This window comes from Paenibacillus sp. AGC31, from assembly GCF_057334655.1.
Map to the genome: position 1 here is coordinate 113,687 of NZ_JBHFJH010000027.1, position 25,504 is coordinate 139,190.

Sequence of the window (25,504 nt, forward strand, 5' to 3'; positions counted from 1 at the left end):
AGGGGCTGCCCATGCAGACGAGGAAGAAGAAAGCCATACTCTTATATGTTGCCCTCATGCTTCTGCTCGTCTGCATGACCGCTGGATGCAGCAAGCAGGAGGGGGCAAGTGAACAGAACGAGCCCTCTGGTAACGATTCATCCAATACGCTGGTGATTGGTGCTTATAGTGTAGCGAAAGATGCTGTAGGCGAATTGCTACCCAAGTTCCAAGAGGAGTGGAAGGCAAAAACCGGACAGACGATTAACTTTCAAGAATCCTATGAAGCTTCGGGTACACAGGCAAGAGCCATCGTTGGTGGATTCGAGGCTGATGTGGCCTTGCTCGCGATGGAGAGTGATATCGAGAAGTTGGTCAAAGCCGATCTGGTTAGCTCTGATTGGAAACAGACCCCTAATGAGGGTATGATCACCCGTTCAATTGTTGTTCTGGGCACAAGAGCGGGCAACCCGCTCGGTATTCGTGATTTTCAGGACTTAACCAAGCCAGGAGTGAAGGTACTGTACCCCAATCCAAAGACATCCGGAGGAGCACAATGGGACATTAATGCCATTTATGGTGCCGGATTGAAACTGTCGGAGGAGCAAGAGGGGAAGAAAGATCCTGCCGTAGCCAAGGCTTTTCTCGAACAGGTACATCGTAACGTTGAATCATTGGACAAGAGTGGGCGTTCTTCGATGGCGGCATTCGAATATGGCGTGGGTGATGTAATTGTTACATATGAAAATGAATTGCTTGCCCGGATCGCCAAAGGTATAGATTATGATATCGTCATTCCAAAAAATACGATCCTGATTGAAAACCCGGCAGTTGTGGTGAATAAATATGCCGATAAACATGGGAATCGTGAACTGGCGGAAGCTTTTGTCGCCTATCTGCGTACACCAGAAGCGCAGCGCATTTTTGCCAAGCATGGTTTTCGTTCAGTAGATCCGGATGTATTTGCACAGACCGAGGCGACATTCCCAACGCCTGAAGGGTTATTTGATATCAACTATCTGGGTGGATGGGATGAGGTACGCAGTACGTTGTACTCCAAACGTGGCGTGTGGTATCAGGTGCTCGCTGGATTATAGGTTGAATTATGAATTTGGACGTTTGTTTACTTAGTACAGAGGCTTAAAGTTTTGTGTGATAATCGTTTAGAATATTATTGAAATGGCCTCCCCATGGTTAGATAATGTCTAACCATGGGGAGGCCATTTACAGTGAGAGTGAGTTATAACAGGATTTCTCTAGAAATATTATTAATCAGTATTGTTGGTATTCTAAGGATTCAAGTTGACAAAAAATAATTCTGCTTGAGTCCTGTCCTTTCCAAAATCCATACGAGTAAAGGTAAGAATATCCCCGAAATTAGTAATAGGGGTATAACTTCCTTCTTTTGTGGTTAACCGTTGTTTATTACCTGTGGTTAAATCTACAGCCATAATATAGGGGGATTGTTTGTAGATAAGCTGATTTTCAAATAAAAAAGGCGAGTATCCACCGAGTAGCGAGCTGTCGTGAATAATGGAATATATCAGTTTTTTAGTTTTTCTATCTAAGATTTCAGTAGTACTCTCCGTTGTCAATACAATCCATTGCTCATTTACTGTGAAATCATAAATGTCTTCACGATCTTTAACAATAAGCTCAGGTTTGGAATGGTCTTTAGGATACATAACAATGTCAAACCGTTTTTCATTATTCTGATCTTTATTTTCAAAAACCGTTTGTTGTATCAATAATCCTTCTTTTACAGGCCTTTGTAAATCAAGGAAGATACCTTCTCTGTTCTTTGATTGTTCATTTAGAAATTGTGTGGCTACCGTGGTCTTGATACGAGTCTTCACATTATAAATGTAAGCTTCGTTCTTCACGATGTGATTGGTAATCTTCTTCTCTATCCAGCTAATTTCATCTTGATTGGATCTTAATACTGGAACGGCTATCTGATCTTCGCTAATCCCTTCGGCAAAAACGGTAGCGGTTGCATCAAGATCATCTCGTTTCATTCGTTTAATTTTCCATGGAGTAGTATTATCTGTTGACTTGGATGGATTTTCTACCCAAAATAAGTCATCGCCAACGGACACCAGGGTATTAATAATCATGCCTTTCGCAGCACGATATTGGGAGATATAGGTATTGTTTTTCGTGTCAAACTGAATGATTTCCATCTCCATCACTTCAGTTGTAGAAAAATCTCTACTAAAAATGACGATACCGTTATCATTTTTATAGCTGGAAACGATGGTGTTACGCTCTAGAATATCATTTTTAATTGTAATTGAATCGATTGTGTAAGGAAGCTTAAATTTAACATCGGGTTTAGCTTGTGGAAGTTCGGATAACGTTGGCTTTTGAGATAAATCTGTTAAATTAGTTTCAGGTGCAGTTTCCAATGTACTAGAAGGTTTTTCAAGTGAATGTTGATCTATAGTTTGATTTGCTGGAGTTGATTGGTTACAGGCTGTAAGTAGTAATATAAGCACAATGATGAGATAGAAATAAATGCATCTATACTTCTCTTTCATGTCGAAGCCTCCTGTAGAGTAGTAAAGAAGGGAAGCATGCTTCCCTTCTTTAACCTGATTTTACCATATAATTGCTTGTCTAAAGTGGTTTTGATTAGCTTGCCACACTTTTTCAAGCGTGTACCACTTATTACCATGCGTTTTCCCTCTATTTCCTTGATCGTAAGGATCAGTGAGTCTTACTTTTGCATCATTTGTTCTAAAATCATAACCTGAGACATTTATTATATGACCGCTTACAGTTCCCGTATAATTTTCTAATTCATTTCCGGTAATTTTTAAATCTAATACAGCTGGATGGTAGTTATCCGATGAATACATGATGGCATACTTCCATGATTCAATTGGAAGTGACGTAGAGTATGAATAAGTATAGTTTGATTGAAGATTATTTAGTACGTCATCAACAACTGTAAAGTCAGTTCCATCTTTTGTGGTTCCTATTTTTTGTGCATAATATGATTGTGATTCTGAACTGCCATTTAGGTAATTTAATACTTGCTTAGACGTAGCTGGTCCACACCAATATGTTGTTTCCTGTTTGAAAGGGGTAACACCTACCGTTTTTAAGTCACCAATTGCCATTATTTGGAATTTACTTTCAGCTTTATCCTTGTGAATTTGTAAATCTTTTAATTTTTTTGGAAGAACTTGTTGTTGTTTTAAGCTATGATAGTTACATTTCAAAACAATGAAAGTAAACTTGAGACCGGAAGCTAACTCTTCATTTCAATGGAAGTAGAGATGGAGGTTTTTTACTGCCAAAAGGTTATAATAGGGGTATACTGAATCATGATTGTTACATAGTGCAGGAAGGTGTGAGTTGGATGAGTGCAGAGATCAAATTATCCCAAAGTACAGCGATTCGACTGGAGCAGGCCCGCGGTAAGGGTATGCCTGAGGAAGAAATATTAAAAGCCATTCAAGCGAAAGATGTTTCCGCTTTTGACGCCGTGTCTGAAGAGGAATACCGATATAACGAATTTTTCTCGTATGCGGATGAGCATGGTGAAAATCTGGAGGCAGCAGTAAAAGATGGGTACCGGATTACCTTTAACACACGTGGTGGACTCGGAATCTGGTTGGAAAAGGCCTTTAAAGTGCAGCCAGAGAAAGATTTCACGGTGGGTGAAGGAATCATCACCGGATTACAGTTGAAACCGGCGCAGGCAGAGGTACTGGCGAAGCGGCTTGCGTCGAACTGGGTGATTACGGATTCGAAGGATGTACCTGCGGGTCAGGAACTGACGTTGAAGCTGCGGGCACTGGTATAGTTCCAGCGCCGAGTGGATGTGACTCGAATTAATCAGTCGTGGCCTGTTTAAAAGGTAAGTCCTGATCTTCATGCGGATGACCCGCTTATAAGGTTGCACTACATGCTGACGAAGCGTACGCTCCCGAATGGAGCGAAGCATGGAATTAAAGTCTGACGGTGAAGTGTCAGACCACAGACTGTCCCGAATTGCAGTGTAGAACTGCAGCGGGATGGTCTTTTTTTTGCAAAAACAGGGGTGGACGATTACAATTTACATATCATTAATTCAGGGGGAATGCGGATTGGATCAGCTAACATTTCTGGGCACTGGCGATGCGATGGGCGTTCCACGTGTGTATTGTGATTGCGACGTATGTACAGAGGCGAGGCTTACGGGAGAGAATAAACGGAAACGCTCTTCTGTTCTGATTGACGGTGATGGCGATGGTGCTAGCGAAGGATTCATGATTGACTGCGGACCAGACTGGAGATCACAGATGGAGGATCAGGGGGTGCGTATGGTGCATACGCTGCTCATCACTCATGCCCATTTTGACCATATTGGAGGATTGCCGGAATGGGCGGATGCGTGTCGCTGGTTGGGCGTGAAGGGGCGTTTATATGCGCCACGTGAAGTGATTGTTACGATTCAGGGACAGTTTCCCTGGTTGGGGCGTCATATGGACTTTTTGGAAACGGATGACGGTATTGAACTGGGCGGCTGGAAGGTACATTCATGGAAGGTCTGCCACGGTAAAAACGGTTATTCCTATGCGTATCGACTCGTACGGGAAGGGTATAGCTGGGCGTATTGTTCGGATGCCATTGACCTGAAAGCAACCGAGAAAGAGCCGTTGCACGGACTGGATCTGCTGGTGCTCGGAACGAGCTTTGTGCATGAGCTTGCGGAATTCTCGACACGTTCCGTGTACGATATGGGTGAGGCGCAGGAGCTGCTGCGGGAACTGAAGCCAGGTCATACCTATTTTACACATATGTCTCATGACGTCGATCTACGGCAGAATTATAATCTGGATCAAGGCATTACGATTGCCCTTACCGGGATGAAGGTGCCGCTTGGAACATTAAAGCTGGAAACGAATGCGTAACCCAACTTAACTAGCGTAATAAAATAAATTCAGAAGAGCGTATCCTTTACAAGGGGTTCTTCGTTTACATAGTGTAAGTCAAAATCAATCAGGAACCAGCAAAGGGGGGCCCCCAAGATGGCCTTTGTGAAGTCCGTGGATTGCAGAATCAACAGACCACATGATGATGGTAAACAAGATAAATTCGATGTTGATTTTAATGGCAACGACAGAAAAAATCAATTGAACCAAAGCATCCGTACTCTACTACCCGATCTGATGGGTTCGTTGTATGCGTATTGTTTATCTCTGACGAAATCAGTTCCAGACACGGAGGATTTGGTTCAGGAGACCTGTCTCAAAGTGTTGTCGTCGAGTGTAGTTGGAACTTATGGGATGAATAAAGATATAAACTGGGAAGCTTATCTGATTCGTATTGCACGCAACAGCTGGTTTGATATCCTACGTCAGCGGGAGAGATTAGCATGTAAATTGGATAGCTTGAAGCCGCTCCTGCACGAGATGGAGGAGGAAAGGCAATTCGAGGAATTGGAGTCTGCCGTACAACTTCTTGTAAATACGCTACCTCCGTGGCAGCGAGTGATATATGTATTACGTGAATTAATGGGTTATAAGGCGGCAGAGACTGCGGAAATGTTGGATACGACAGAAGGTGCTGTGAAAGCAGCGTTAAGTCGAGCCCGCTCTGCCATAGCTGAAGTGAGGCACAGGTTGGAACAATCGGACGACACAGAATTGCAGTATGAGGAAGGCGCAGTGGAGGACAATCGGGAGGAACTGCGCAGCTATCTGCTGGCATTTCGTAATGGAGATACAGCCCGAATTATTGATCTGTGCCTGAACCGGACCGATGATCCGATGGCTGTGGCGGGGACGATTTTGCAGCAGACTTTGCCGTCTCCATCCATGCAGCCAATGATGTACGGGTACTCTACTTCTGGCATGAACTCGATGTCATATGGAGGTGGGTACACGGTCAACATGGTTGCCTAAATCGAGGAGGCGACACATATGAATGTAGTGCCGTATGTAGTGGAACAAACAGCTCGTGGAGAGCGGAGTTATGATATTTATTCACGTTTGCTCAAAGACCGGATCATTATGGTGTCCGGGGAGATTGAGGATCAGATGGCAAATGCCATTGTGGCTCAGTTGTTGTTTTTGACTGCAGAGGACCCGGAGAAGGACATCCAGATGTACATCAACAGTCCTGGTGGCTCGGTGACTGCGGGATTTTCAATCTATGACACGATGCAATTTGTGAAGCCAGATATCTCCACGATCTGTACAGGTATGGCGGCAAGTTTTGGCACGATCTTGTTGGTGGGTGGAACAAAAGGCAAACGTATGGCATTGCCCAACAGCGAGATTATGATCCATCAGCCACATGGTGGTACGCGGGGGCAGGCGTCGGATATGCTGATTCATGCTAACCGCATCATTCAGCATCGACAACGTCTTAACAAGCTGTTAGCCGACCATACAGGACAGTCAATTGAGCGGATTGAGAAGGACTCGGATCGAGACTATTTCTTGACCGCTGCTGAAGCAGTCGAATATGGATTGGTGGATAAGGTCATATCCAGCTCATAACAGTAGCCCGGAAGGTCATGTGACCTTCCGGGCTTGATTAATCAAGAGGACGAACAGGAAACTGACGTCCTCTTTTTTGTCGTCCAGATTAGCCAGTCCACGTCTATGGATCGAATCAGAATGAGAATAATGTGAAATAAGGATTGACCATCGGTAGGTATAGTGTATATATTATATATATACACTATACCTACCGAAAATTATTTAACATCAATGGAGTGAGGAAAGATTAACATTTTAATATCGAACGCTTCGAGCGATCCGATCTATATGCAGATTTTAACTCAGATCAGACAGAGCATCTTGAGCGGAGAATTGGTTGCTGGAGATAGTCTCCCCTCCATTCGGCAGCTCGCCAAGGATCTGCAAGTCAGTGTCATTACAACTAAACGTGTCTATGAAGAGCTGGAGAAGGAGAAGCTGATCGATTCAGTTGTAGGCAAAGGGAGCTTCGTATCTGGAGCCAATCAGGACTTTATTCGGGAGCGGCGGATGAAACAATTGGAAGAGAAGATGCTCGAAGTGATTCGTGAGAGCAAAGAACTGGGCATGAGTTCACAGGATGTAATCCATCATCTTACATTGTTGGTTGAGGAGGAATAAGCATAATGAACGCGATCGAATTACGTAATGTAACCAAAACGTATCCTTTATTTAAAGTAGATAATGTATCTCTGGACGTGAAAAAAGGATATATTACGGGACTTATTGGTCCGAATGGAGCGGGAAAGAGTACTCTGATCAAAATGATCACGGGTCTGATCCATCCCGATAAGGGGAGCCTCAAGACATTGGGCAGCCAGATGCCCAATCAGGAAGTTGATATCAAGCAACGCCTTGGCATTGTGTCCGATGAATGTTTTTACTATGAGCATCTAACGATCCGTGAGATGACACAAATGATCGCTCCTTTTTACACCAAATGGGACAATAAAGCGTTCAATGACTACTTGGATCAGTTCGAACTGTCTCCCAAAAAGAAAATCCAGGATCTGTCCAAAGGCATGAAAATCAAGTATTCTCTCGCCGTAGCTTTGTCGCATGAAGCGGATCTGCTGATTATGGATGAACCGACATCTGGACTTGATCCTGTGTTTAGGCGGGAACTGCTCGATCTGCTTGCAGATATGATACAGGACGAAACAAGGAGCATTATTTTCTCGACGCATATTACGACGGATCTGGAACGGATTGCAGACTATATTACGTTTATTCATCAAGGGAAACTGGTGTTCAACGAGGCAAAAGATGATGTGCTGGAAAGGTATACGATTGTAAAAGGGGATATGGGTCTGCTTGATTCCGACATTCGGAAACATTTCATCGGAATACGCGAGACAGCCGTTGGTTTTGAAGCATTGTCGGATCATAAGGCAGAGGCCGAACAGTTATTTGGCAGGCTTGCTCTTATACAAAGACCTACGTTGGAAGACCTCATTTATTTTACGGCGAAGGGAGGACGCAAATATGCTTAACCTACTTCGTAAAGACTTCATTGTACTGAAAAGTTCACTATGGATTATTGCATTATACTTGGTGGTATTCAGTCTCGCATTCATACCGCAGAGTGAAATGTCGATGTATTTTGTAGGCATCTATACTGCATTTGGTTCCATTATTATGGCAACCATGATTGATATCAAGAACCATAATCATAATTTTCTGGTGACGCTCCCTGTTAGCCGTAAACAGATTGTAAAAGCAAAGTACTTGTCTGCCATAGTCTACGCGCTATTCGGGGTGCTCGCGTCGTACGGAATTCACGAGCTTGTGAACCTGAATTATCCTGAACTGAACAAGCCGAATTATTCACTTAGGGATATTGTCATTTCCATAGGTATGGTGCTTGCGTTGGTTTCCATATACATGCCTCTTTTCTACGGACTTAGCAAAAAAGGTGCTGGCATCATCAATGCGATATTCATGGTCTGCATGATTATTTTGGCGCAACCCGTTGCGTACCTCATGAGTATGGCCAACGAGAACGGCATAATTACCACGACGACAATGACGTTGGTTTCCGTAGGCATTATAGGTTTGTTTTTTGCGTCCTATCTGATTACCATTCGCTTGTTTGCAAGAAAAGACCTTTGAGCACAGAGCGGGTTGCAGGTAAAGAGTATAGAACACCAAAAGTAAAGTCGCCACAAGGCGACTTTTTTTGATGCAGCAGGGTGAGAGGGCAATTACACTAGATATTCTTCGGAGTGACGTCAATTCCAGGGAATCCAAACGTTACATTTGTTTGGCCAGCGTAATAAGTCTGCTCATCCCTTCCCGAATCTGCTGCTCATGCGCATAAGAGAAGGACAGGCGCAACTTGCGACTGGCTGAATTATCCGAAGAATCAAATACGGTTCCGGGTACGAATGCAACGGATTGTTCCATGCATCGGTGAAGCAGTCTTCCGGTATCCACACCCTCAGGAAGCTCCACCCAAAAGTTGAGTCCGCCCTCCGGCCGGGTCCACGTCCAGTCCGTTTCCAGCAGACACTGTTCCATCACTTCCATCCGTAGCTGGATGGCGGTCCGCAGCTTGGACAGATGCTGATGCATACGTTCTGACTGAAAATAACGGAGAAAAAGCTTCTGGTTCAGAAGGGGCGATCCGTTATCTGTCAGTGATTTTACAGCCTGTAGTCCTGGCATGAAACGCTGACGGCATATGATGGCTGCAATCCTTAGTCCGGGTGCAACATACTTGCTGTAACTACGGATGTACAGGGTGTGTCCAGTGGTGTCGTAGGTGAAAATCGGTGCAGGAGGTTTCTCCTTAAAATAGATATCATAGGTGCTGTCGTCTTCGAGCAGAAAACATCCATACTGTTCTGCAAGTTCGGGTAACTGCTTGCGCTGTTCTACTGGAACGTTAACGCCGGTTGGATTATGAAAAGTTGGCGTCGTGTAGAATAAGCGTGGTTTCTCCGATTTCATCAAATGCTCAATCTGCTCCAGATCATAACCTTCCGAGTGAATATCCGTAAAGATCAGACGAGCACCCTGCTTGCGGAAAATCTCCATTGCCGGTCCATACGTAGGCCGTTCCATCAACACCCGATCTCCGGGTTTGACCAGCGTCCGCGAGATGACATCGATCGCTTGCTGGGCACCCGAAGTAATGAGCACTTCGTCTGCGGAGAGATAGAAGCGTTCTTTTTTTGTTAGATGGCTTGCCAGCGCACTTCGCAATTCCAGATCTCCCTGAATTGTGGAATACGTTCCGAGCAAACGGGGATATTGATCCAGCAGATCACGCATCAGTTCTCCCCAATACCGGTTGGGCAGCAGAGAGGGATCAATTAACGATTTGGAAAATTGGTATTCTGCTTCTAGAGACTGTACCCGCGCTAGTGAATCCCAATGCAGCCAAGCAGACACAGCAGGATCATCCGCCTGATCCGTTACAGAGAATGGGGTCGCTGGACTAACATAATAGCCAGACTTATCCTTTACATACACATTTCCACGTTCCTTTAACTCCTGATAGGCTTTGAAAACGGTCAAGCGATGTACGCCGAGTAGCTCGGACAGGCTTCGTACAGATGGCAGTTTTTCATGTTCAGCCCACTCTCCCGCTTCTATACGCACGACGAGATAATGGATTACTTGCTCATATAGTTTCAGGCTGTTATCTGTCATCATCATGGTTTTGCCCACCCGGCTCACGCTCCTTTTGAATTCTATTGTAACAGTAAACGGAAGATATCTGTTCTGTTTTGTTCATTCTGTTCTGTAGACAGTGCTATATGATGGAGAACAGATGAAGGAGGGGCTAGCATGGTTGGGATCGCATTTACCGTAATGTGTCTTATTTTTGGAACAACGTTTCTGGCAATTAAAATTGGAGTGGAAGCAGGCATGCCGCCTTTTCTGTCCGCTGGACTCCGTTTTATCATTGCAGGGGCTTTGATGTTTACATGGATGTGGATGAAGGGAAAGGTCAATATTTCCCTGCTATGGCGTAAAGAAATGCTCATTACAGGTGCAGGACTGACGTTTGGTACATTTGCGACCTTATATTGGGCTGAACAATATGTGAGTTCGGGCGTTGGTGCGATTTTGTCAGCGACAGGGCCTTTGATGATTATGTTGATGCAGACGGCGCTGTTACGGCAAAAAACATCTGCCCGTATGATTACAGGCTGCCTGATCGGGTTCTCCGGTGTGGTTCTGGTTGTGTTGCCAGGTGTATCGTTTGGTGCAGGTTCCCTGTTCATGTGGGGTTGTATCGCGGTACTGGTGGGGGAGGTCTGTTATTCAGCAGGTGCCTTGTACTCCAAAAAGGTTATTCATCAGTTCAAGGAGGCTAGTCCTATAGCGATCAATGCGGTGCAGATGATGTATGGGGGACTGCTGTTATCCCTGCTCTCAGTCGGAACAGAATCGTGGAATATGTCTACTCTGGACTGGGTGCCTGCCGTCTCGTCGGTGATCTATCTGACTGTCATTGGCTCCATGGTGGGGCATAGTCTGTTCTATTGGATTATGTCGCGTACCAACCCGTTGTTTCCAGCAACATGGTTATACATTTCACCACCCATTGCCGTAGGGCTTGGTGCTGTTGTCTATGGTGAACATGTCAGCTGGGTTACGTGGATCGGTGTGGTGCTGGTCGTTTCAGGTCTGCTGGCGATGAATGAGAAGGTGAGCAGCTGGTTGAAGAAAAGAAGTCGTGCGAGGATGACAGTGCAGGCTTCCGAATCTGTTTTAAAATAGCTGGCCTTTCTCACATAACAGATCGAGTAGCTCCATCGTTAACAATTTATGAGTTCGGGTAACTCTCAAATCCACCTTTTTATCAATCATTTTCATCTACATCAGTTCCTTATTGTAGTTTAGCTATATATTATCAACACAATGATTCTTACATGATACGAGATTCCAAGTGTATATTGGTATTATAAGTAATTTTTTAATAGGGCTACAAGTGTAGATAAAATATGATGGATTAGAGAGGATGAAGTGGCGATGTCCGAAATGAAAAAAGCTGTGGTGATCGGGGCAGGTATTGCAGGGTTAATCACTGCAAGGATGTTATCTGATTATTATGATGAGGTATGTATCATTGAGCGAGATGAATTGCCTTCTGAGCCGGCAAATCGGCAGGGTGTGCCTCAATCCTTTCATCCACATCGTGTATTGCCGCGCGGCGGACTCATTCTGGAACATTACTTTCCCGGATACAATGACGAATTGGTCGCGCTTGGTGCCATTCCTTCACATGAAGAGAAGTTTATGATTGCCAATCGCTACGGTAGATTAGTTAATAAGGCGAATGCTGCTTCCTCATTCAAAATTGCATCGAGCAGCAGAGCTCTGCTGGAATGGGTACTGCGTCAGCGAGTCCAGAACATAGATCATATAAGCTTCTTAACGAGTACGGAAGTTACCGGGTTAATGGCATCAGAAGATCAGCGTTCGATTACAGGCGTGTATACCAAAATAAGAGGTCGGGATAACCGGGAAGAAATGCTTGCAGCAGATATGGTTATTGATGCCGCGGGACGTTCTTCCAAATTGATCAGATGGCTTGAACAGATAGGGTTTTCCGTGCCTGAGCCGGAAGTGCTGAAGGTGTCGCTTGGTTACAGCACCCGCTATTATAAGATACCATCCTCTATTCAAAATGAATGGGGCACGGTGATAACAGAGTCCGATCCTGTGCAAGGAATTCGTGCAGGCATGTTGTGGCGCATTGAAAATGATATCGCCGGACTGTTACTGTTCAACGCAGGGGGAGATGAATATCCTTCAACTCATCTGGATGAGTTCCAAGAGCAAATCAAACATCTGTTTGCTTCGGATGAAATCGTAGCGTTGGAAGAACAGCTGGAGCCTTTTCAAGGGCCGCGGGGATACCGTATTTCCGAGTCTGTCCGTCAACATTTTGAACTCATGGAGAATTGGCCCTCCGGATTACTCGTCCTTGGCGATGCATTTTGCAGTTTCGATCCGATCCATGGCCAAGGCATGACGGTCGCTGCAATTGAAGCCGAGACCATAGCGAAATGTTTGGATGAGCAGCGAATGCATCCTGAGCCGCAGTTTGAGCGCCAAGTGTTGCTTCGTATGCAGCAGGCTATTGAACCGGCCTGGTGGCTTAGTTCTGTGGCCGATCTGCGTTGGAAAGGGGTCGAACATGTTGGGCCTTCCCGAATGAAAGGGGTTGCGTTTGCTCAGAAGTATATAAACTTGTTTACTAAGCAGGCGATGAAAAAGGCGAGTCAGGAAAATAATAAACATCTCTTTTTTACCCAGTTCCTGATGAATGCACTAATCCTTCCTCCAAGTGAATACTTTAAAGGTGAAATCCTGAACATGATCCTGAACGACAATGGTTCCGAAGAAGAAATGGAGTTGAGAGCAGAGCTTGGTGTCCAAGATCCGGAGCTTTTCCAACAAAGAATAGATGAGATCATTCCGTCATTTCAATTGGAATTTGATGGGCAAATCAAAAAACTGCTGGAGTCTTTCCAGCATGCCATGAGCAAGTAAAACAATGAATCGTGGTGCGAAAGTAGGCAAAATATGAAACGAATAATTTTAAATTTCATAGCTAGCATTGTAATCTCATTCATTGTATTTTTTATTGTTTTGTTTTTTGCCGATGTCCAAGATACAAATCGTGTCATCTTATCTATGGCGATTACGATTTCACTACAATTATCCTTGATTACCGCATTGTTGCTCTCAAAACATAAAAAATAACAGAGAAATATACCTAATATAATCGTTTAAACAGGATAATGAACATATTTTTAAAATCAAAAAAACAGCCCTGTACGGCGAAATTCGCCGACTGGGCTGTTCGTTGATCTTAATTACTCTGCGTTCAGCACAAACTTCTCAATAACCTCTTTTACACCATCTTCGTTATTACTTGCCGTAATGTAGTCTGCCAGCTCTTTCAGGGCAGGGATGGCATTCCCCATCGCTACACCAAGACCAGCAACTTCGAGCATCTCATGGTCGTTCCAGGAGTCGCCGATAGCAATACACTCGCTGAGCTGGTGACCGAAATGGTCCGCCAGGAAGGTCAGGGCATGGCCCTTAGTTCCTTCGTTGTGCATGATCTCCAGGAAGTAAGGTTTGGACTTTGTGATATGCACTTGTGGTCCGAGCAATTCACGCAGGTCAACGGCAACTTTATCCAAGTAGTCTGGCTCATCGATAATAAGCAGCTTTGGTGTTTTTTGTTCGATGACTTTGATGAAATCAGATTCGATGTAGTATTGAGTGCCGTTTAATTTGGCATAATCACGCAGCTTGTCGTTTTCCTCACGGGCATACAGTTTGTCGTCAATGTATGTTTGAAGGTGGAGATTGTTCTCCAGGCAGTAATCATACAATTTTCGGGAAGCTTCCTGTGGAACGTAACGCTCATAGAGGACTTTTTCGTCCAGCAGGTTTTTCACCAATGCGCCTTGATACGTAATAATCGGCACGTTAAGTCCGGTTTGACGAGCAAGTGCTTGTGCGGAAGCATAAGCACGTCCAGTCGCCAGCGTTACAGTTACACCATGGGCAACCGCTTGTTCCAGTGCAGCCTGTGTAGCAGGGGTTACTTCTTTGTTGTCGTTGATCAGGGTGTCATCAATGTCGATTGCAATTAATTTGTAGGTCATCTGTATTTCTCTCCTTTTTTATCTGTATCTATTTGTATCTATACCCGACTTAATCTATATCAGTTCAACTAGACGTTTTACACGAGAACGGAGAGGACAGAAAAAACCTGAAGAAGCGGAGCGTTCGCCTGAAAGCTTTCTGAAAGAAAGCTACATCGGAAGCATAAGCTATCACCGGATTTTCCCTATGAAGAAGGGAATCAAAAAAATCTGGGGATAACAGCGATCGGAAGGTTATTCTGTCATCGGAGTGGCAGGTGTAAACATTCTTGGGTTGAACTTATATACCTACTCTTCCAGGAAAACAAGGCCGATAAAGTCTTCCAGCTCAAGGTTGCCGAAGTAATGTTTTACATCCAGGCCCTCAAGCGCAGTACGCACCTCGGATTCCTCATACCGCTTGCTACGCAGCATATTTTCGATATCCGCCACATCGCCTACACCGAAGAAGTCGCCAAAGATTTTGATATCTTCGATGCGTCCATCCTTGATGTTCATGCGCAGATCGATGATGCCAACAGGGAATTTGCGAGTGTGCTTCACATTGCTTTCTGGAGACAAGCCATAGTTCCAGTCCCAGTTATTATAACGCTCAGCGGAGATTTCCTTAATTTTGTCCCAGTCCTTGTCAGTCAGCTTGTATTGCGGGACGTCCTGTGGCTCCATTCTGAAAATGTGACGTAACAGCTCATCGCGGAACTGCTCAATCGTCAGGTTGGTGTCAATCAGATCCCGTATGTTGGCGACCCGGCTGCGCACGGACTTGGTGCTCTTGGATTTGAACTTCTCGGGATTGACGTTCAGGGAAGCCTGAACATGCTCCAGATTCAGATCAAACATCAATGTGCCATGACTGAACATGCGCCCACGTGTGGAAAACTGGGCGTTGCCCGAAATTTTCTTTTCGCCGACTTGCAGATCATTACGCCCGGTCAACTCGGCATTTACACCAAGCTCGTGCAAAGCTTCAACGACAGGTTGGGTGAACTTGCGGAAATTGTGGAAGGATTGACCGTCATCCGCTGTAATAAAGCTGAAATTCAGGTTGCCCAGATCGTGATATACCGCTCCGCCTCCCGAAAGACGACGAACCACCTGCACACCGTTATCCTGAACGTACTCGATATTAATTTCCTCAATCGTATTTTGATGTTTTCCGATGATAATCGACGGACGGTTGATGTAGAACAGCAGATAGCTGTCATCCTCCATCGGCAGATGCTTCAGAATGTACTCCTCAATGGCAAGGTTTACAGAAGGATCTGTAATGCCCTGGTTGTCTACAAACAGCATGGTCATTCCTCCATTAATGTATGTGAGGGATTGCTAGTCCCTTATGTAGTGAACCTTGTATATCAAAAGGAACCGAAATTCCTCTTCTATTGTAAACGAATTATGGTTGGGACACAAAGAAAACAGGATTGACCCACACCTCCCGTGCCATCCATAATAAAAAGGACATACAGAAAGGATGACGGAAGAATGACCGGTTATATCGAAGTGTTCGGACATGGCGGGGACGTGGAGACGGCTGCGTCACGATTTGGGAGGGAAGCTACTGATTTTCTGGATTTCAGTGCCAACATTAATCCGCTCGGTCCGCCGGGAGGGGTGCTGGAGGCTATACAGCAAGGATTGCAGTCGGTGATTCGGTATCCCGATCCGGCACATCGGGGATTCAAAGCACTGCTGAGCGAGCGTCTTGGTGTAATGCAGGAGCAGATTTCCGTGGGCAACGGTGCAGCCGAAAGCATGGCGCTCATTCTGCTGGGACTTGCCCCGCGCAAGGTGGGTACGGTGGAACCGGGATTTTCGGAGTACCGGTCGTTGGCACGACAATTTGGTGCCGAGGTTGTGCATACGGAGGGAAGAGAAGAACTGGCGTGGCGAGCGGAACCCGAGGACATCGAGCAGCTCATGGAAAAGGTAGACTTGCTCTTCCTCGGCCAGCCCAACAATCCAAACGGTGTACAATATCCACTTGAGGTATTACAAAGGCTTGCCCGCAAAGCGGAAGAAACGGGAACCGTACTTGTCATTGACGAGGCCTTTATGGATTTTATTCCGGTAGACCGGCGTCAGTCTCTGGCAGCACATCTGAATGACTATCCGAATGTAATCATCATTCGCTCGATGACAAAGTTTTATGCCATTCCGGGTTTGCGTCTCGGATATGCTCTGGGCCGTGCCGAATACATTCAGGCGATGACAAAGAAACAGGTGACCTGGAGTGTCAACGGTCTGGCGCTCATGGCAGGTGAAGCCTGTCTGCGCAGCGGAGAACGGTACGAACAGGAGACCATATCACAGATCACGGGGGAACGGGGTCATCTCATCGCAGGACTGAAGGCGTACGGATATGCGGTGACACCGGGAGAGGCGAATTTTATTTTGGTACGTGTGCCGGCCCCTTGGACAGCGGCATCAATGCAGGAGGTGCTGGGTCGAAGAGGTATCCTGATTCGCAGCTGTGCCATGTATCCGGGGCTTGACGAAGGGCATGTACGTTTCGCGGTCAAGGATGCAGACGCCAATGCCACATTACTCAAAGTGCTGGGCAGCGTGCTGGAAATCAAGGGATATCCGAATGTTGATCAGACGAAAGATGAGGAACAGGGAGGGGAGCGGCAGTGACACTCCCGTTTTATAACTACTTTGCGAATGGAGAAACAGACGAGAATGAATATGCTTCCTCTTCCTGGCCGGGACTGAACATATCTGCACATGAACGACATATCAAAGCACAGAGTCCAAGGGTAGCCCAAGCGCTGTCGAGTGCGGTATATGGCGGCGGGATGTTTGAACTGGATCGCATATTTAACATCTATGTGGACAGGCATTACCGCTGTGATGATCCGCCGCGTGATATCGAACAAGCGCTGAACGAATGGCAAGAGCCGCGGGATCAATGTGCCGGATTATTGACGGCCGTAAGACTGGAGCATACCTCCATTCAGGAATATACATGTAATGAATTTGGTCTTCTGTGCTGCACCACTGCGGGTGTATCGAATGCCGCACGCGCGGGGTCGGAGAGAACGGTATTTGATACGGCGGGAAATAAGACGATGTCTTCCGGCCGGGAGCACTCTGCTCCTTCAGCACAGAATCTAACGTTCCCACCCTATGTCCCGGGTACAATTAACATCATGCTCTGGTTGAATGGACGCATGACCACCGGGGCGATGGTGAATGCGGTACAGACGGCGGTGGAAGCCAAAGCGGCAGCGCTGGCGGATGCGGGTGTTCCGGATTCGGAGAACGGGTTGCCCGCCACCGGCACCACAACCGATGCCATTGTGTTTGCGGTACGTCAGGCAGTGGAGGAACCTCAGCCGATGATCACTTATGCCGGAACAGCGACTACGGCAGGGGCAGCGATTGGCAGATTGGTATACGACACGGTGACGGAAAGCCTTCGGGCCGGACTGTTATGGAAAGAGAGGATCAGGCACAAATGACTTTTGATGTGGAGCATCTATGGACCTGGCCGTTCTGGACAGGCATGGCGGGAGCCTGGATTATTATACTTGCGTACCTGTTGGACCGATGTATCGGAGATCCACGCTGGATTCCCCACCCGGTCATTGGCATGGGAAAAGGCATCTCGGCGTTGGAGCGTGTCATTCGCTCGCGTGTGCGCACAGATTCGGGGCTGAAGAGAGCCGGGCTGTTATTCCCGATGGTGATCGCGGGGAGTTCTTTTGCCATCACGTGGGGACTCGTATATGTGCTTGGGCTGATTCATCCTGTCATTGCAGCGGCAGCTGAAGTGGTGCTCATTGCAACAACCATTGCTTCAAAAGGGCTGAAGGATGCAGGTATGGAAGTGTATCGTCATCTGAAGCAGCAGGATTGGCCGGCGGCCAGAACTTCACTGAGCATGATTGTTGGGCGTGATACGGCTCATCTGGATGAACCGGAGGTTGTGCGGGGAACGGTAGAGACGGTGGCCGAAAATATCGTGGATGCCATTGTATCCCCGTTATTCTATGCGCTCATTGGAGGCGCTCCGCTTGCCATGGCTTATCGTGCCGTCAACACGCTGGATTCCATGGTCGGATATAAAAATGACAAGTATCTGCATCTTGGCTGGGCCTCGGCCCGTCTGGATGATGTGGCGAACTGGATACCTGCCCGGCTGACCGCGATTCTGTTAATCGTGGGTGCCTGGGTCATGAAGCTGGACGCCAAAGGAGCAGCACGCATGGTTGCACGGGATGCAAGATTACATCCAAGTCCGAATAGCGGTTTTCCCGAATCAGCGGTGGCTGGAGCACTGGGCATCCGGCTTGGCGGACATAACGTGTATCACGGAGTTGCTTCATTTCGTGCCTACATGGGTGAAGCCACACGGCCGATGGAAGCCGAGGATATTGTGCAAACGTCACGCCTGATGTTCTGGTCGGCAGGGGCTTTTGTGGTACTATGCTTGTTCATAACGCTGGGTGTGTGGCTGGCAGGAGGTAGGCTGCTATGGTCATAAATGAAGGAAATGCAGGCAATGAAGTACATATGAATCAGCCTGGGCCGCTGAAACGAAACATTCTGTGGGTCCGTCATGGGACAACGTTGTGGAATGTGGAAAAAAGATATCTGGGGCATACCGACATCGGTCTGCTGCCAAATGCCAAAGAAGAGCTGGCTCCGCTTCATGAACAATTGAGCGGTGTTTCGTGGAATGAGGTATATTGCAGTGATCTGCTTCGCTGCCGACAGACGCTGGAACAGATTCTTCCTGATGCCAGCGGACAGGTGAAGTTCGACTCGCGCCTGCGCGAGAATTATTTTGGACAGTGGGAAGGGCTGACGTATGATCAGCTTAAGGATAACCCTATGTACCGAAACTGGATTGATACCCCGCAGGAGGTCACTCCGCCCGGCGGGGAATCGTGGCAGGAGTTTACCGGACGGTTGGATTCCTTTCTCCAAGAGATGTTGTTGGAGGATCGTCCTTCGATGCACGTTGATGAGGGGCAAGTGCCAACCATAGTTGTGGTCACACATGGTGGTGTCATCCGGTATGCCTTGTCCCGTCTGATTGCCGAGATTGGGTTCTGGGATACACATGTCGTACCGGGACAGGCGATTCAGGTTCAGCTTGATCAACAGGGGAATCAGTGGTCTGGCAGCAGAGTGACTTTTCCGCCGATCGGGTTGTAAGGATGTACAATATACCCTATAATCACAACAGAAGTGTGACTTCAGTATGGATACAGATACGCTGCAGGATGTGAAGCCTGAAGGAGTATGCAGCATGCAGAAGTTACACGGCAATGGTTTACCATATCAGCGACCAAGGGTCCCGCGTGTGAAGGCTGTTTTCATGGCAAATTAGTATGAGTCATGAACACACAAGGGTGAAATGGGGAAGCCGGTGCAAATCCGGCACGGTCCCGCCACTGTAAAACAGGATGATTCCTGTAAGTCAGGTTACCTGCCCTGGACGTACAAACCGGTGTTCCTTCGAGGAAAGGACAGCGTTTCGGGCTATTCTATGCGCATGGACAACCCTTGGTTGAACATGTACAGATCGCCATATGCGAGACGTCATCCCTGATCCTGGACGTATGGATTGGGGATTTTTTATTGTTCATGTAAAAAAACCGAACTTTTACACGCTAACGAAGAGTGCAGAACCGATCTGAAGAAACGGAGTGTTCGCCTTTATCCCCGGATTTTCCCTTTCGAAAAGGGAATCAAAAAAATCTGGGGATAACAGCGATCGGAAGATGGTACTGCAATCGGAGTGGACTTGTGTAAAATGGATGGGTTTTACTTGTACAGGAACACCAAGACATGGGGAATAAGGGTTCGAGCACGATGCAAGAAAATAGTACAAATAGAGAAGGGGAGAATAACAGAATGAATTTCAAGAATTGGAAAAGCGTAGCGTCACTGCTAAGTGCAGCGGCACTTGCACTGGCTTTGGCCGGATGTGGCAATGCAACAACAAACGAGGGCACAGGTACTTCACAGCAACCGGCACAGGAGCAGTCCCAAGGCCAGGCGCAAACGGATCTCAAAACACAGTATCCGCTTACCGTTACGGATGCAACGGGTGAATCATTCACCTTTGAAAAGGCACCAGCCAAAATCGTATCCGTGTCTCCAGCTGAGACGGAATCCCTGTTTGCCCTTGGATTGGACGATCAAATCGTTGGTGTATCCGACTATGACGATTATCCGGAAGCGGCAACAACCAAAGCGAAAATGGGCGGTATCACTAAGCCCAATGAAGAGTCCATCATTGCAGCTGAAGCCGACATTGTCTTCACAGGTATCTCGATGAGTGAGGATGCGGTGAAGAAGCTGCGCGAACTGGGCATTACCATTTTCAAAACGGATCCTAAATCCATTGACGATGTGATGAATAATATCGAAACCTTCGGTAAAATTACCGATCATCAGGAAAAAGCTCAGGAGATCATCACACAGATGAAACAGGATGTGACAGATGTAACCGAAGCGGTGAAGGCAGTTAAACCGGAAGAGAAGAAAAAAGTATACGTTGAATTCTCCCCAGGCTGGACTGTGGGTAAAGGCGAATTCATGGATGAACTCATCACTGTAGCCGGTGGTAGCAATATTGCTTCCGACAAAGAGGGCTGGTATGAAATTAACGAAGAGAACGTGATTGCCTCCAACCCGGATGTGATCCTGTATGCCAACGATGTAATTGACGAAAACTCTAAAACACTGGATCAGATCATCAAGGCGCGCAGCGGCTGGGATCAAATTACGGCTGTGAAAAATGACGCGGTTATTGGCCTGGATGCCAACCTGCTGAGCCGTCCGGGTCCACGTGTAACTCAAGGGTTGAAAGAAGTAGCCAAAGCGATCTACCCTGACTTGTTCCAATGAGTAAAAAGCTGATCCTGTTCGGAACGACGGGCATGGTGCTGCTGGTGCTCACCGTGCTCATCTGCACGGGCATTGGTTCAGTAGCGTTGCCGATCCGGGATATTGCAGGCATCCTGATTCACAAAATTCCCTGGGTGGGCGATTGGATTACACCGGATTGGAATAAGGCAGCCGAACAGATTATCTGGAAAGTCAGATTCCCACGTGTACTGCTTGCCGTGCTCGTGGGCGCATCGTTGGCGATTGCCGGTGCGGGATTCCAGGGGGTTCTTCGGAACCCGCTGGCAGACCCGTTCACGCTTGGTGTATCATCCGGTGCTTCGGTGGGTGCAGCCTTTCTGATTTTCTTCGGATTGCAGTATGCACTGATTGGGATCTGGACGTTGCCTTTGATTGCGTTTTTGACGGGTGTAATCACGTTATGGTTTGTTATGGCACTGGCTCGTGAAGGGCGTAAAATACCTACACATAGCCTCATTCTGGCTGGTGTGGTCATGCAAAGTTTCCTGGGCGCAGTTGTTTCCTTCCTGTCGACCATGTCGAAACAGACGATTAATGAAATTATATACTGGACGATGGGAAGTCTGGCTCTGCGTGGGTGGTCGTATACGGCCATCCTTTTCCCGTATTTTCTGCTAGGGCTGGTCTTTCTCTGGAGCCGCGCACGCTCGTTGAATGTGCTTGCACTGGGAGAACGTCAAGCCGCACATATCGGGATCGGAGTGGACAAGCTCAAGCTGTCAGTGCTAGCAGTTGGCACACTGCTGACCGCAGGTGCTGTCTCGGTATCGGGTGTCATCGGATTCGTTGGGTTGGTGATCCCGCATATGTTGCGGCTGCTGGTGGGGCCGGATTACCGACTGCTGGTACCTTTGTCTGCCATTGGTGGAGCGATCTTCATGGTGTGGGCCGATACCATCGCAAGATCGTTGTTGGCGCCAACTGAAATTCCGCTTGGTGTCGTCACCGCCTTTGTTGGTGCGCCGTTCTTTGCTTACCTGCTGCACCGGAACAAAAAGTTGCAGAAGGGGATGATGCCATGAATTCCAGTAACAGTTCCAACTCGACTTCACTTATCTCCATTAAGGGAGCAGGGAAGTCATATGGCAATCATCAGGCACTGCGCAATGTAGACTGGCATGTTGGCGAAGGTGACTGGTGGGGAGTTGTCGGACCAAACGGCAGCGGCAAGTCCACCTTGATTCAGCTTATTGCCGGAACGGAACAGTTAAGCGAAGGTCAGATCCATATTGATGGTCGAGACATCGGCTCTTACAGCCGTAAGGACCTGTCGCGCATGATCGCTGTATTGCAGCAGGATGGCTTGCCAGCTATCTCCTATCCCGTGCGAGACGTGGTGGAGATGGGGCGATATCCGTACCAGAACTGGCTGGGGCGGGAAACGGGTGATGGGGCACTTGTGGTGGACAGGGTGCTCGAAGACCTGGGATTGACAGAGCTGGCGGACAGACCGCTGGACGCACTCAGTGGCGGGCAACGGCAGCGGGTCGCACTAGCCAAAGTTATGGCTCAGGAGCCGAGGTTACTGCTACTGGACGAGCCGACTACGTTTCTGGATATTAAATATCAATTGCAATTCATGGAATTGTTATCGGCATGGCGACAGAGGACTAACATTACAATTGTGGCTGTGCTGCATGATCTGAATCTGGCCGCATTATTTTGCGATCACATTCTGGCGCTGCGTGAGGGATTGACGGTTGGAAAGGGCACGCCTCATACGTTGATCAACGATGAGAACATCCAGGACATATTTCGCGTCAAACCCGCGATTGTCTCCCATCCCGACCATGCCATACCTCAACTGCTGCTGCGGCGGGACATCGATTAAATGAAGCGGGGCAACCCATATTTTGATGAAGGAAGTGCTGGTTGTATGAATAATGAACAGGTGTTGGAGCATTTAACAAGTAAGATTACTGCTCCTGATCAGGAAGTCGCGGCAGAAACCTCTGCGTATGTGGATTCGTTGACGAAGCCGCCCGGGAGCCTGGGCAAATTGGAAGAGCTGGTGATCCGCCTGGCAGGCATGACGGGCAATGCACGTCCGCGTTTTGATCACAGAGCGGTCATTGTCATGGCCGCAGATCACGGCGTAGTGGAAGAGGGCATCAGTGCTTTTCCTGCTGAAGTGACCCCGCAGATGGTCCTGAATTTCCTTGCTGGAGGCGCTGCGGTGAATGTGCTTGCTCGTCACGCCGTAGCTGATGTGATCTGTGTGGATATCGGTGTGAATGCCGATCTGGAACATCCGGGCCTGCTTTCCCGTAAAATTCGCAAAGGCACGGCCAACATGGCCCGAGGGGCAGCGATGACCCGGGATGAGGCAGTTCGGGCCATCCTTGCAGGAGCCGAAGTTGTAGCGGCAGAGGTGGCGAAGGGAACACAGCTGTTTGTCACCGGGGAGATGGGAATTGGCAACACTACTGCAAGTGCTGCGGTAATGAGCGCGTTAACCGGAGTTGCACCAGCTGCCGCCGTGGGGCGAGGAACCGGCATTGATGATGCAGGCTTGCAGCGCAAGGCTGCTGTAGTCAGCCGGGCGCTTAGCGTAAACACACCGAACCCGGAAGATGCACTGGATGTTCTGTGCAAGGTGGGTGGACTGGAGATTGCCGGACTCACAGGGGTTATTCTCGCAGCAGCTGCTCATCGTTGCCCGGTCGTTGTAGACGGGTTCATCTCTACCGCGGCAGCGCTGGTGGCGAGACAACTTGCACCTCTGAGCACAGCCTATATGATCGCTTCTCATACGTCACACGAAAATGGACATGGAGCGCTGCTGCGTGAACTGGACCTGAAAGCGATGCTGGATCTGGACATGCGTCTGGGTGAAGGCACAGGCGGCGTGCTCAGTCTTCATCTGATTGACGCAGCATGTCTCATTCTGAACGAGATGGCGACTTTTGCAAGCGCGGGTGTCTCGGACGGGGCAAGCCATGCTTCGGACTCCGCTGCGTCGGTTGATTCATCCCTGCAAGGAGAGAGTTCTCGATGAGCGTACTGGTGACAGGCGGCGCACGCAGTGGCAAAAGCTCCTTTGCCGAGCGTCTCTGCATGCAGCGTTCCTCTGAGGCCTGGTATGTGGCGACAGCTCAGGCGTACGATGATGAAATGCGTGAGCGCATCGCCATGCATCAGCATCAGCGGGAGGCATCAGGGTATCTGTGGCATACAACAGAAGAGCCGATACATCTACCTGCTTTGATAAGCCGTATGGGTGAAGGGCATACAGGGACTTCTGCACCCACCATTCTGGTGGATTGCCTGACGCTGTGGCTGACAAATGTTTTGTTAGCGCATGAGCATGACGAGAAGCAGGTGTTACAGGGACATTTGGATGCGCTGGTTGAAGCGATTCGAACCTATCCCGGGTTACTTGTTCTGGTTACGAATGAAGTGGGGGACGGGATCGTACCGGAATATGCCCTTGGCAGGAAATATCGGGATTTGGCCGGTGTACTGAATCAGCGTATTGCGGCGATATGCGGTGAAGTGTTTCTGGTGACCGTAGGTATTGCGATTGAACTAAAAAGCAAGGAGTACCGCTTATGAAGGATGGCACGCCTGCTCCTCAGCGCAAACATGCGGCGGCAGCCGCTTTTCAATTTTTGTCCCGTTTCCCTGTCAAAATGCAAATCGATTTTGTCCCGCCACTGCTGCGGGAAAGTGTAGTCTTTTATCCGCTGGTCGGTGCAGCGATTGGTCTGTGTGTCTGGCTCGCGGGAGCCTTAAGTGGTGCAGTGCTTCCGGCCTTTCCGGCTGCCGTCCTGACCCTGACGTTATGGGTATGGCTAACCGGAGGGCTCCATCTTGACGGATGGATGGATACGGCGGATGGCTTGCTCAGTTATCGTACCCGTGAACGGATGCTGGAGATTATGAAGGACAGCCGTGTCGGGGCAATGGGCGTGATCGCCTGCGTGTTGCTTCTGATGATGAAGGCTGCGCTGATCGCCGATTTTATTGCCCAGGGCCACTGGGTGTACGGTGCGCTGCTGATCCTGCCCATGATCTGGAGCCGCTGGTTCATGGTGTATGCGATGTCGGCCTGGCCGAATGCGCGCGAAGATGATGGACTTGCCGTATTGTTCAAAGGTCTGGGTGAGCGGAAGGAGGTCCAGCGTGCACGAAGTTCAGCTGTGGGCCTGACCTTAATCGCAGGGGCAATTACGTTTGCCGCGGTGTGGCTTTTCAAGCCGGATATGGGGATTGCGGATGCGATGGTGAGTGGTCTGGGTACACTGCCATGGTGGCTATACCCGGTGGCGGCAGTAATTATACTGCCTGTAGCGTGTTATTATATCGGCCGATTCGTGGCTACCCGGATCAGTGAACGGCTCGGCGGTTTAACCGGGGATACGTATGGTGCTATGAATGAGTTGCTGGAGGCGGCATTGTTAATCGTGCTGAGTGTGCTTCAAGGACTGTTCTGGCTGTAACTTTTGAAGTATGAAGCAGTATGAAAGTGTTACGCATGAGGTTGGGAGCAAGGTGATCTGGAGATAACACGGAGAC

Annotated in this window: 25 protein-coding genes and 1 riboswitch; of the genes, 20 read left to right on the forward strand and 5 right to left on the reverse strand. The window is 48.0% G+C overall.

Features of this window, described 5'->3' with window-relative positions:
- The first annotated feature begins 11 nt into the window (after window positions 1-11).
- Window positions 12-1,076: a sulfate ABC transporter substrate-binding protein gene (locus ACE04G_RS12365; protein WP_449004249.1), complete on the forward strand. Its 1,065-nt coding sequence runs from the start codon at window positions 12-14 to the stop codon at window positions 1,074-1,076.
- A 192-nt stretch (window positions 1,077-1,268) separates the two neighbouring features.
- Here ACE04G_RS12365 and ACE04G_RS12370 read toward each other — a convergent pair whose 3' ends face one another.
- Window positions 1,269-2,519: a hypothetical protein gene (locus ACE04G_RS12370; protein ID WP_339182955.1), complete on the reverse strand. Its 1,251-nt coding sequence runs from the start codon at window positions 2,517-2,519 to the stop codon at window positions 1,269-1,271.
- A gap of 60 nt (window positions 2,520-2,579) precedes the next feature.
- Window positions 2,580-3,206 (reverse strand): C39 family peptidase, encoded by a 627-nt coding sequence (locus tag ACE04G_RS12375; RefSeq protein WP_339182957.1) that lies wholly within the window; start codon window positions 3,204-3,206, stop codon window positions 2,580-2,582.
- Window positions 3,207-3,346: 140 nt separating this feature from the next.
- Between ACE04G_RS12375 and ACE04G_RS12380 the strand changes: the two genes are divergently transcribed.
- From ACE04G_RS12380 to ACE04G_RS12410, 7 genes are all read left to right on the forward strand, one after another.
- Complete coding sequence (locus tag ACE04G_RS12380) at window positions 3,347-3,793, forward strand: hypothetical protein (protein WP_339182959.1); 447 nt, start codon at window positions 3,347-3,349, stop codon at window positions 3,791-3,793.
- Between the two features lie 283 nt (window positions 3,794-4,076).
- The gene (locus ACE04G_RS12385; protein ID WP_339182960.1) at window positions 4,077-4,883 is read left to right on the forward strand and encodes an MBL fold metallo-hydrolase; all 807 of its coding nucleotides are present in this window, start codon (window positions 4,077-4,079) and stop codon (window positions 4,881-4,883) included.
- Between the two features lie 117 nt (window positions 4,884-5,000).
- The gene (locus tag ACE04G_RS12390; protein WP_339182962.1) at window positions 5,001-5,876 is read left to right on the forward strand and encodes an RNA polymerase sigma factor; all 876 of its coding nucleotides are present in this window, start codon (window positions 5,001-5,003) and stop codon (window positions 5,874-5,876) included.
- An 18-nt stretch (window positions 5,877-5,894) separates the two neighbouring features.
- Complete coding sequence (gene clpP, locus ACE04G_RS12395; RefSeq protein ID WP_017689971.1) at window positions 5,895-6,476, forward strand: ATP-dependent Clp endopeptidase proteolytic subunit ClpP; 582 nt, start codon at window positions 5,895-5,897, stop codon at window positions 6,474-6,476.
- 228 nt (window positions 6,477-6,704) lie between these two features.
- Complete coding sequence (locus ACE04G_RS12400; protein ID WP_339185364.1) at window positions 6,705-7,079, forward strand: GntR family transcriptional regulator; 375 nt, start codon at window positions 6,705-6,707, stop codon at window positions 7,077-7,079.
- A gap of 5 nt (window positions 7,080-7,084) precedes the next feature.
- A complete protein-coding gene (locus ACE04G_RS12405; RefSeq protein ID WP_336759570.1) occupies window positions 7,085-7,951 on the forward strand; it encodes an ABC transporter ATP-binding protein in 867 nt (288 codons plus the stop codon).
- Window positions 7,944-8,570, forward strand: coding sequence for an ABC-2 transporter permease (locus tag ACE04G_RS12410; RefSeq protein WP_339182966.1), 627 nt, complete (start codon window positions 7,944-7,946; stop codon window positions 8,568-8,570). Before ACE04G_RS12405 ends, ACE04G_RS12410 begins: the two co-directional genes overlap by 8 nt.
- A 141-nt stretch (window positions 8,571-8,711) precedes the next feature.
- Here ACE04G_RS12410 and ACE04G_RS12415 read toward each other — a convergent pair whose 3' ends face one another.
- Window positions 8,712-10,133, reverse strand: a complete 1,422-nt coding sequence (locus tag ACE04G_RS12415) for an aminotransferase-like domain-containing protein (RefSeq protein ID WP_339182968.1) — start codon at window positions 10,131-10,133, stop codon at window positions 8,712-8,714.
- Between the two features lie 120 nt (window positions 10,134-10,253).
- On the opposite strand from ACE04G_RS12415, the gene ACE04G_RS12420 reads away from it, so the two are divergent.
- Together ACE04G_RS12420 and ACE04G_RS12425 are read left to right on the forward strand one after the other, a co-directional pair.
- Window positions 10,254-11,192 (forward strand): DMT family transporter, encoded by a 939-nt coding sequence (locus ACE04G_RS12420; RefSeq protein WP_339182970.1) that lies wholly within the window; start codon window positions 10,254-10,256, stop codon window positions 11,190-11,192.
- A gap of 252 nt (window positions 11,193-11,444) precedes the next feature.
- Window positions 11,445-12,971 carry an NAD(P)/FAD-dependent oxidoreductase gene (locus tag ACE04G_RS12425; RefSeq protein WP_449004248.1) on the forward strand — a complete coding sequence of 509 codons (1,527 nt, stop codon included), beginning with the start codon at window positions 11,445-11,447 and terminating at the stop codon, window positions 12,969-12,971.
- Between the two features lie 326 nt (window positions 12,972-13,297).
- Here ACE04G_RS12425 and ACE04G_RS12430 read toward each other — a convergent pair whose 3' ends face one another.
- Window positions 13,298-14,101: a Cof-type HAD-IIB family hydrolase gene (locus ACE04G_RS12430; protein ID WP_449004247.1), complete on the reverse strand. Its 804-nt coding sequence runs from the start codon at window positions 14,099-14,101 to the stop codon at window positions 13,298-13,300.
- Between the two features lie 288 nt (window positions 14,102-14,389).
- Complete coding sequence (gene lplA / locus ACE04G_RS12435) at window positions 14,390-15,394, reverse strand: lipoate--protein ligase (protein ID WP_449004246.1); 1,005 nt, start codon at window positions 15,392-15,394, stop codon at window positions 14,390-14,392.
- Window positions 15,395-15,583: 189 nt separating this feature from the next.
- Here lplA and cobD point away from each other — a divergent pair, with 189 nt between their 5' ends.
- From cobD to cobS, 10 genes are all read left to right on the forward strand, one after another.
- Window positions 15,584-16,735, forward strand: coding sequence for a threonine-phosphate decarboxylase CobD (cobD, locus tag ACE04G_RS12440; protein ID WP_449004245.1), 1,152 nt, complete (start codon window positions 15,584-15,586; stop codon window positions 16,733-16,735).
- Window positions 16,732-17,562 (forward strand): adenosylcobinamide amidohydrolase, encoded by an 831-nt coding sequence (locus tag ACE04G_RS12445; protein WP_449004244.1) that lies wholly within the window; start codon window positions 16,732-16,734, stop codon window positions 17,560-17,562. The genes cobD and ACE04G_RS12445 overlap by 4 nt, the downstream gene beginning before the upstream one ends.
- 44 nt (window positions 17,563-17,606) lie before the next feature.
- A complete protein-coding gene (gene cbiB, locus ACE04G_RS12450; protein ID WP_449004286.1) occupies window positions 17,607-18,587 on the forward strand; it encodes an adenosylcobinamide-phosphate synthase CbiB in 981 nt (326 codons plus the stop codon).
- Entirely contained in the window at window positions 18,578-19,264 is a 687-nt protein-coding gene (locus ACE04G_RS12455; protein ID WP_449004243.1) for a histidine phosphatase family protein, read from the forward strand. The genes cbiB and ACE04G_RS12455 overlap by 10 nt, the downstream gene beginning before the upstream one ends.
- 147 nt (window positions 19,265-19,411) lie before the next feature.
- Window positions 19,412-19,560, forward strand: a riboswitch (cobalamin riboswitch).
- A gap of 406 nt (window positions 19,561-19,966) precedes the next feature.
- The gene (locus tag ACE04G_RS12460) at window positions 19,967-20,965 is read left to right on the forward strand and encodes an ABC transporter substrate-binding protein (RefSeq protein ID WP_091033535.1); all 999 of its coding nucleotides are present in this window, start codon (window positions 19,967-19,969) and stop codon (window positions 20,963-20,965) included.
- Window positions 20,962-22,008 (forward strand): FecCD family ABC transporter permease, encoded by a 1,047-nt coding sequence (locus ACE04G_RS12465; RefSeq protein WP_221819228.1) that lies wholly within the window; start codon window positions 20,962-20,964, stop codon window positions 22,006-22,008. Before ACE04G_RS12460 ends, ACE04G_RS12465 begins: the two co-directional genes overlap by 4 nt.
- A complete protein-coding gene (locus tag ACE04G_RS12470) occupies window positions 22,005-22,817 on the forward strand; it encodes an ABC transporter ATP-binding protein (RefSeq protein WP_339182984.1) in 813 nt (270 codons plus the stop codon). Before ACE04G_RS12465 ends, ACE04G_RS12470 begins: the two co-directional genes overlap by 4 nt.
- 45 nt (window positions 22,818-22,862) lie before the next feature.
- Window positions 22,863-23,984, forward strand: a complete 1,122-nt coding sequence (cobT, locus tag ACE04G_RS12475; protein ID WP_449004242.1) for a nicotinate-nucleotide--dimethylbenzimidazole phosphoribosyltransferase — start codon at window positions 22,863-22,865, stop codon at window positions 23,982-23,984.
- Window positions 23,981-24,541 carry a bifunctional adenosylcobinamide kinase/adenosylcobinamide-phosphate guanylyltransferase gene (gene cobU, locus ACE04G_RS12480; RefSeq protein ID WP_036610730.1) on the forward strand — a complete coding sequence of 187 codons (561 nt, stop codon included), beginning with the start codon at window positions 23,981-23,983 and terminating at the stop codon, window positions 24,539-24,541. Before cobT ends, cobU begins: the two co-directional genes overlap by 4 nt.
- Complete coding sequence (gene cobS / locus ACE04G_RS12485; RefSeq protein WP_449004241.1) at window positions 24,538-25,428, forward strand: adenosylcobinamide-GDP ribazoletransferase; 891 nt, start codon at window positions 24,538-24,540, stop codon at window positions 25,426-25,428. The genes cobU and cobS overlap by 4 nt, the downstream gene beginning before the upstream one ends.
- The last annotated feature ends 76 nt before the right edge of the window (window positions 25,429-25,504 follow it).

Bases quoted from the DNA above. Each gene is read 5' to 3' on its own strand.
- cobS (WP_449004241.1), top strand. From the start codon at position 24,538: ATGAAGGATGGCACGCCTGCTCCTCAGCGCAAACATGCGGCGGCAGCC.
- cobU (WP_036610730.1), top strand. From the start codon at position 23,981: ATGAGCGTACTGGTGACAGGCGGCGCACGCAGTGGCAAAAGCTCCTTT.
- ACE04G_RS12420 (WP_339182970.1), top strand. From the start codon at position 10,254: ATGGTTGGGATCGCATTTACCGTAATGTGTCTTATTTTTGGAACAACG.
- lplA (WP_449004246.1), bottom strand. From the start codon at position 15,394: ATGCTGTTTGTAGACAACCAGGGCATTACAGATCCTTCTGTAAACCTT.
- ACE04G_RS12390 (WP_339182962.1), top strand. From the start codon at position 5,001: ATGGCCTTTGTGAAGTCCGTGGATTGCAGAATCAACAGACCACATGAT.
- ACE04G_RS12405 (WP_336759570.1), top strand. From the start codon at position 7,085: ATGAACGCGATCGAATTACGTAATGTAACCAAAACGTATCCTTTATTT.
- ACE04G_RS12370 (WP_339182955.1), bottom strand. From the start codon at position 2,519: ATGAAAGAGAAGTATAGATGCATTTATTTCTATCTCATCATTGTGCTT.
- ACE04G_RS12365 (WP_449004249.1), top strand. From the start codon at position 12: ATGCAGACGAGGAAGAAGAAAGCCATACTCTTATATGTTGCCCTCATG.
- ACE04G_RS12425 (WP_449004248.1), top strand. From the start codon at position 11,445: ATGTCCGAAATGAAAAAAGCTGTGGTGATCGGGGCAGGTATTGCAGGG.
- ACE04G_RS12380 (WP_339182959.1), top strand. From the start codon at position 3,347: ATGAGTGCAGAGATCAAATTATCCCAAAGTACAGCGATTCGACTGGAG.
- clpP (WP_017689971.1), top strand. From the start codon at position 5,895: ATGAATGTAGTGCCGTATGTAGTGGAACAAACAGCTCGTGGAGAGCGG.
- ACE04G_RS12460 (WP_091033535.1), top strand. From the start codon at position 19,967: ATGAATTTCAAGAATTGGAAAAGCGTAGCGTCACTGCTAAGTGCAGCG.
- ACE04G_RS12470 (WP_339182984.1), top strand. From the start codon at position 22,005: ATGAATTCCAGTAACAGTTCCAACTCGACTTCACTTATCTCCATTAAG.
- ACE04G_RS12430 (WP_449004247.1), bottom strand. From the start codon at position 14,101: ATGACCTACAAATTAATTGCAATCGACATTGATGACACCCTGATCAAC.
- ACE04G_RS12465 (WP_221819228.1), top strand. From the start codon at position 20,962: ATGAGTAAAAAGCTGATCCTGTTCGGAACGACGGGCATGGTGCTGCTG.
- ACE04G_RS12455 (WP_449004243.1), top strand. From the start codon at position 18,578: ATGGTCATAAATGAAGGAAATGCAGGCAATGAAGTACATATGAATCAG.
- cbiB (WP_449004286.1), top strand. From the start codon at position 17,607: ATGGCGGGAGCCTGGATTATTATACTTGCGTACCTGTTGGACCGATGT.
- ACE04G_RS12410 (WP_339182966.1), top strand. From the start codon at position 7,944: ATGCTTAACCTACTTCGTAAAGACTTCATTGTACTGAAAAGTTCACTA.
- cobD (WP_449004245.1), top strand. From the start codon at position 15,584: ATGACCGGTTATATCGAAGTGTTCGGACATGGCGGGGACGTGGAGACG.
- cobT (WP_449004242.1), top strand. From the start codon at position 22,863: ATGAATAATGAACAGGTGTTGGAGCATTTAACAAGTAAGATTACTGCT.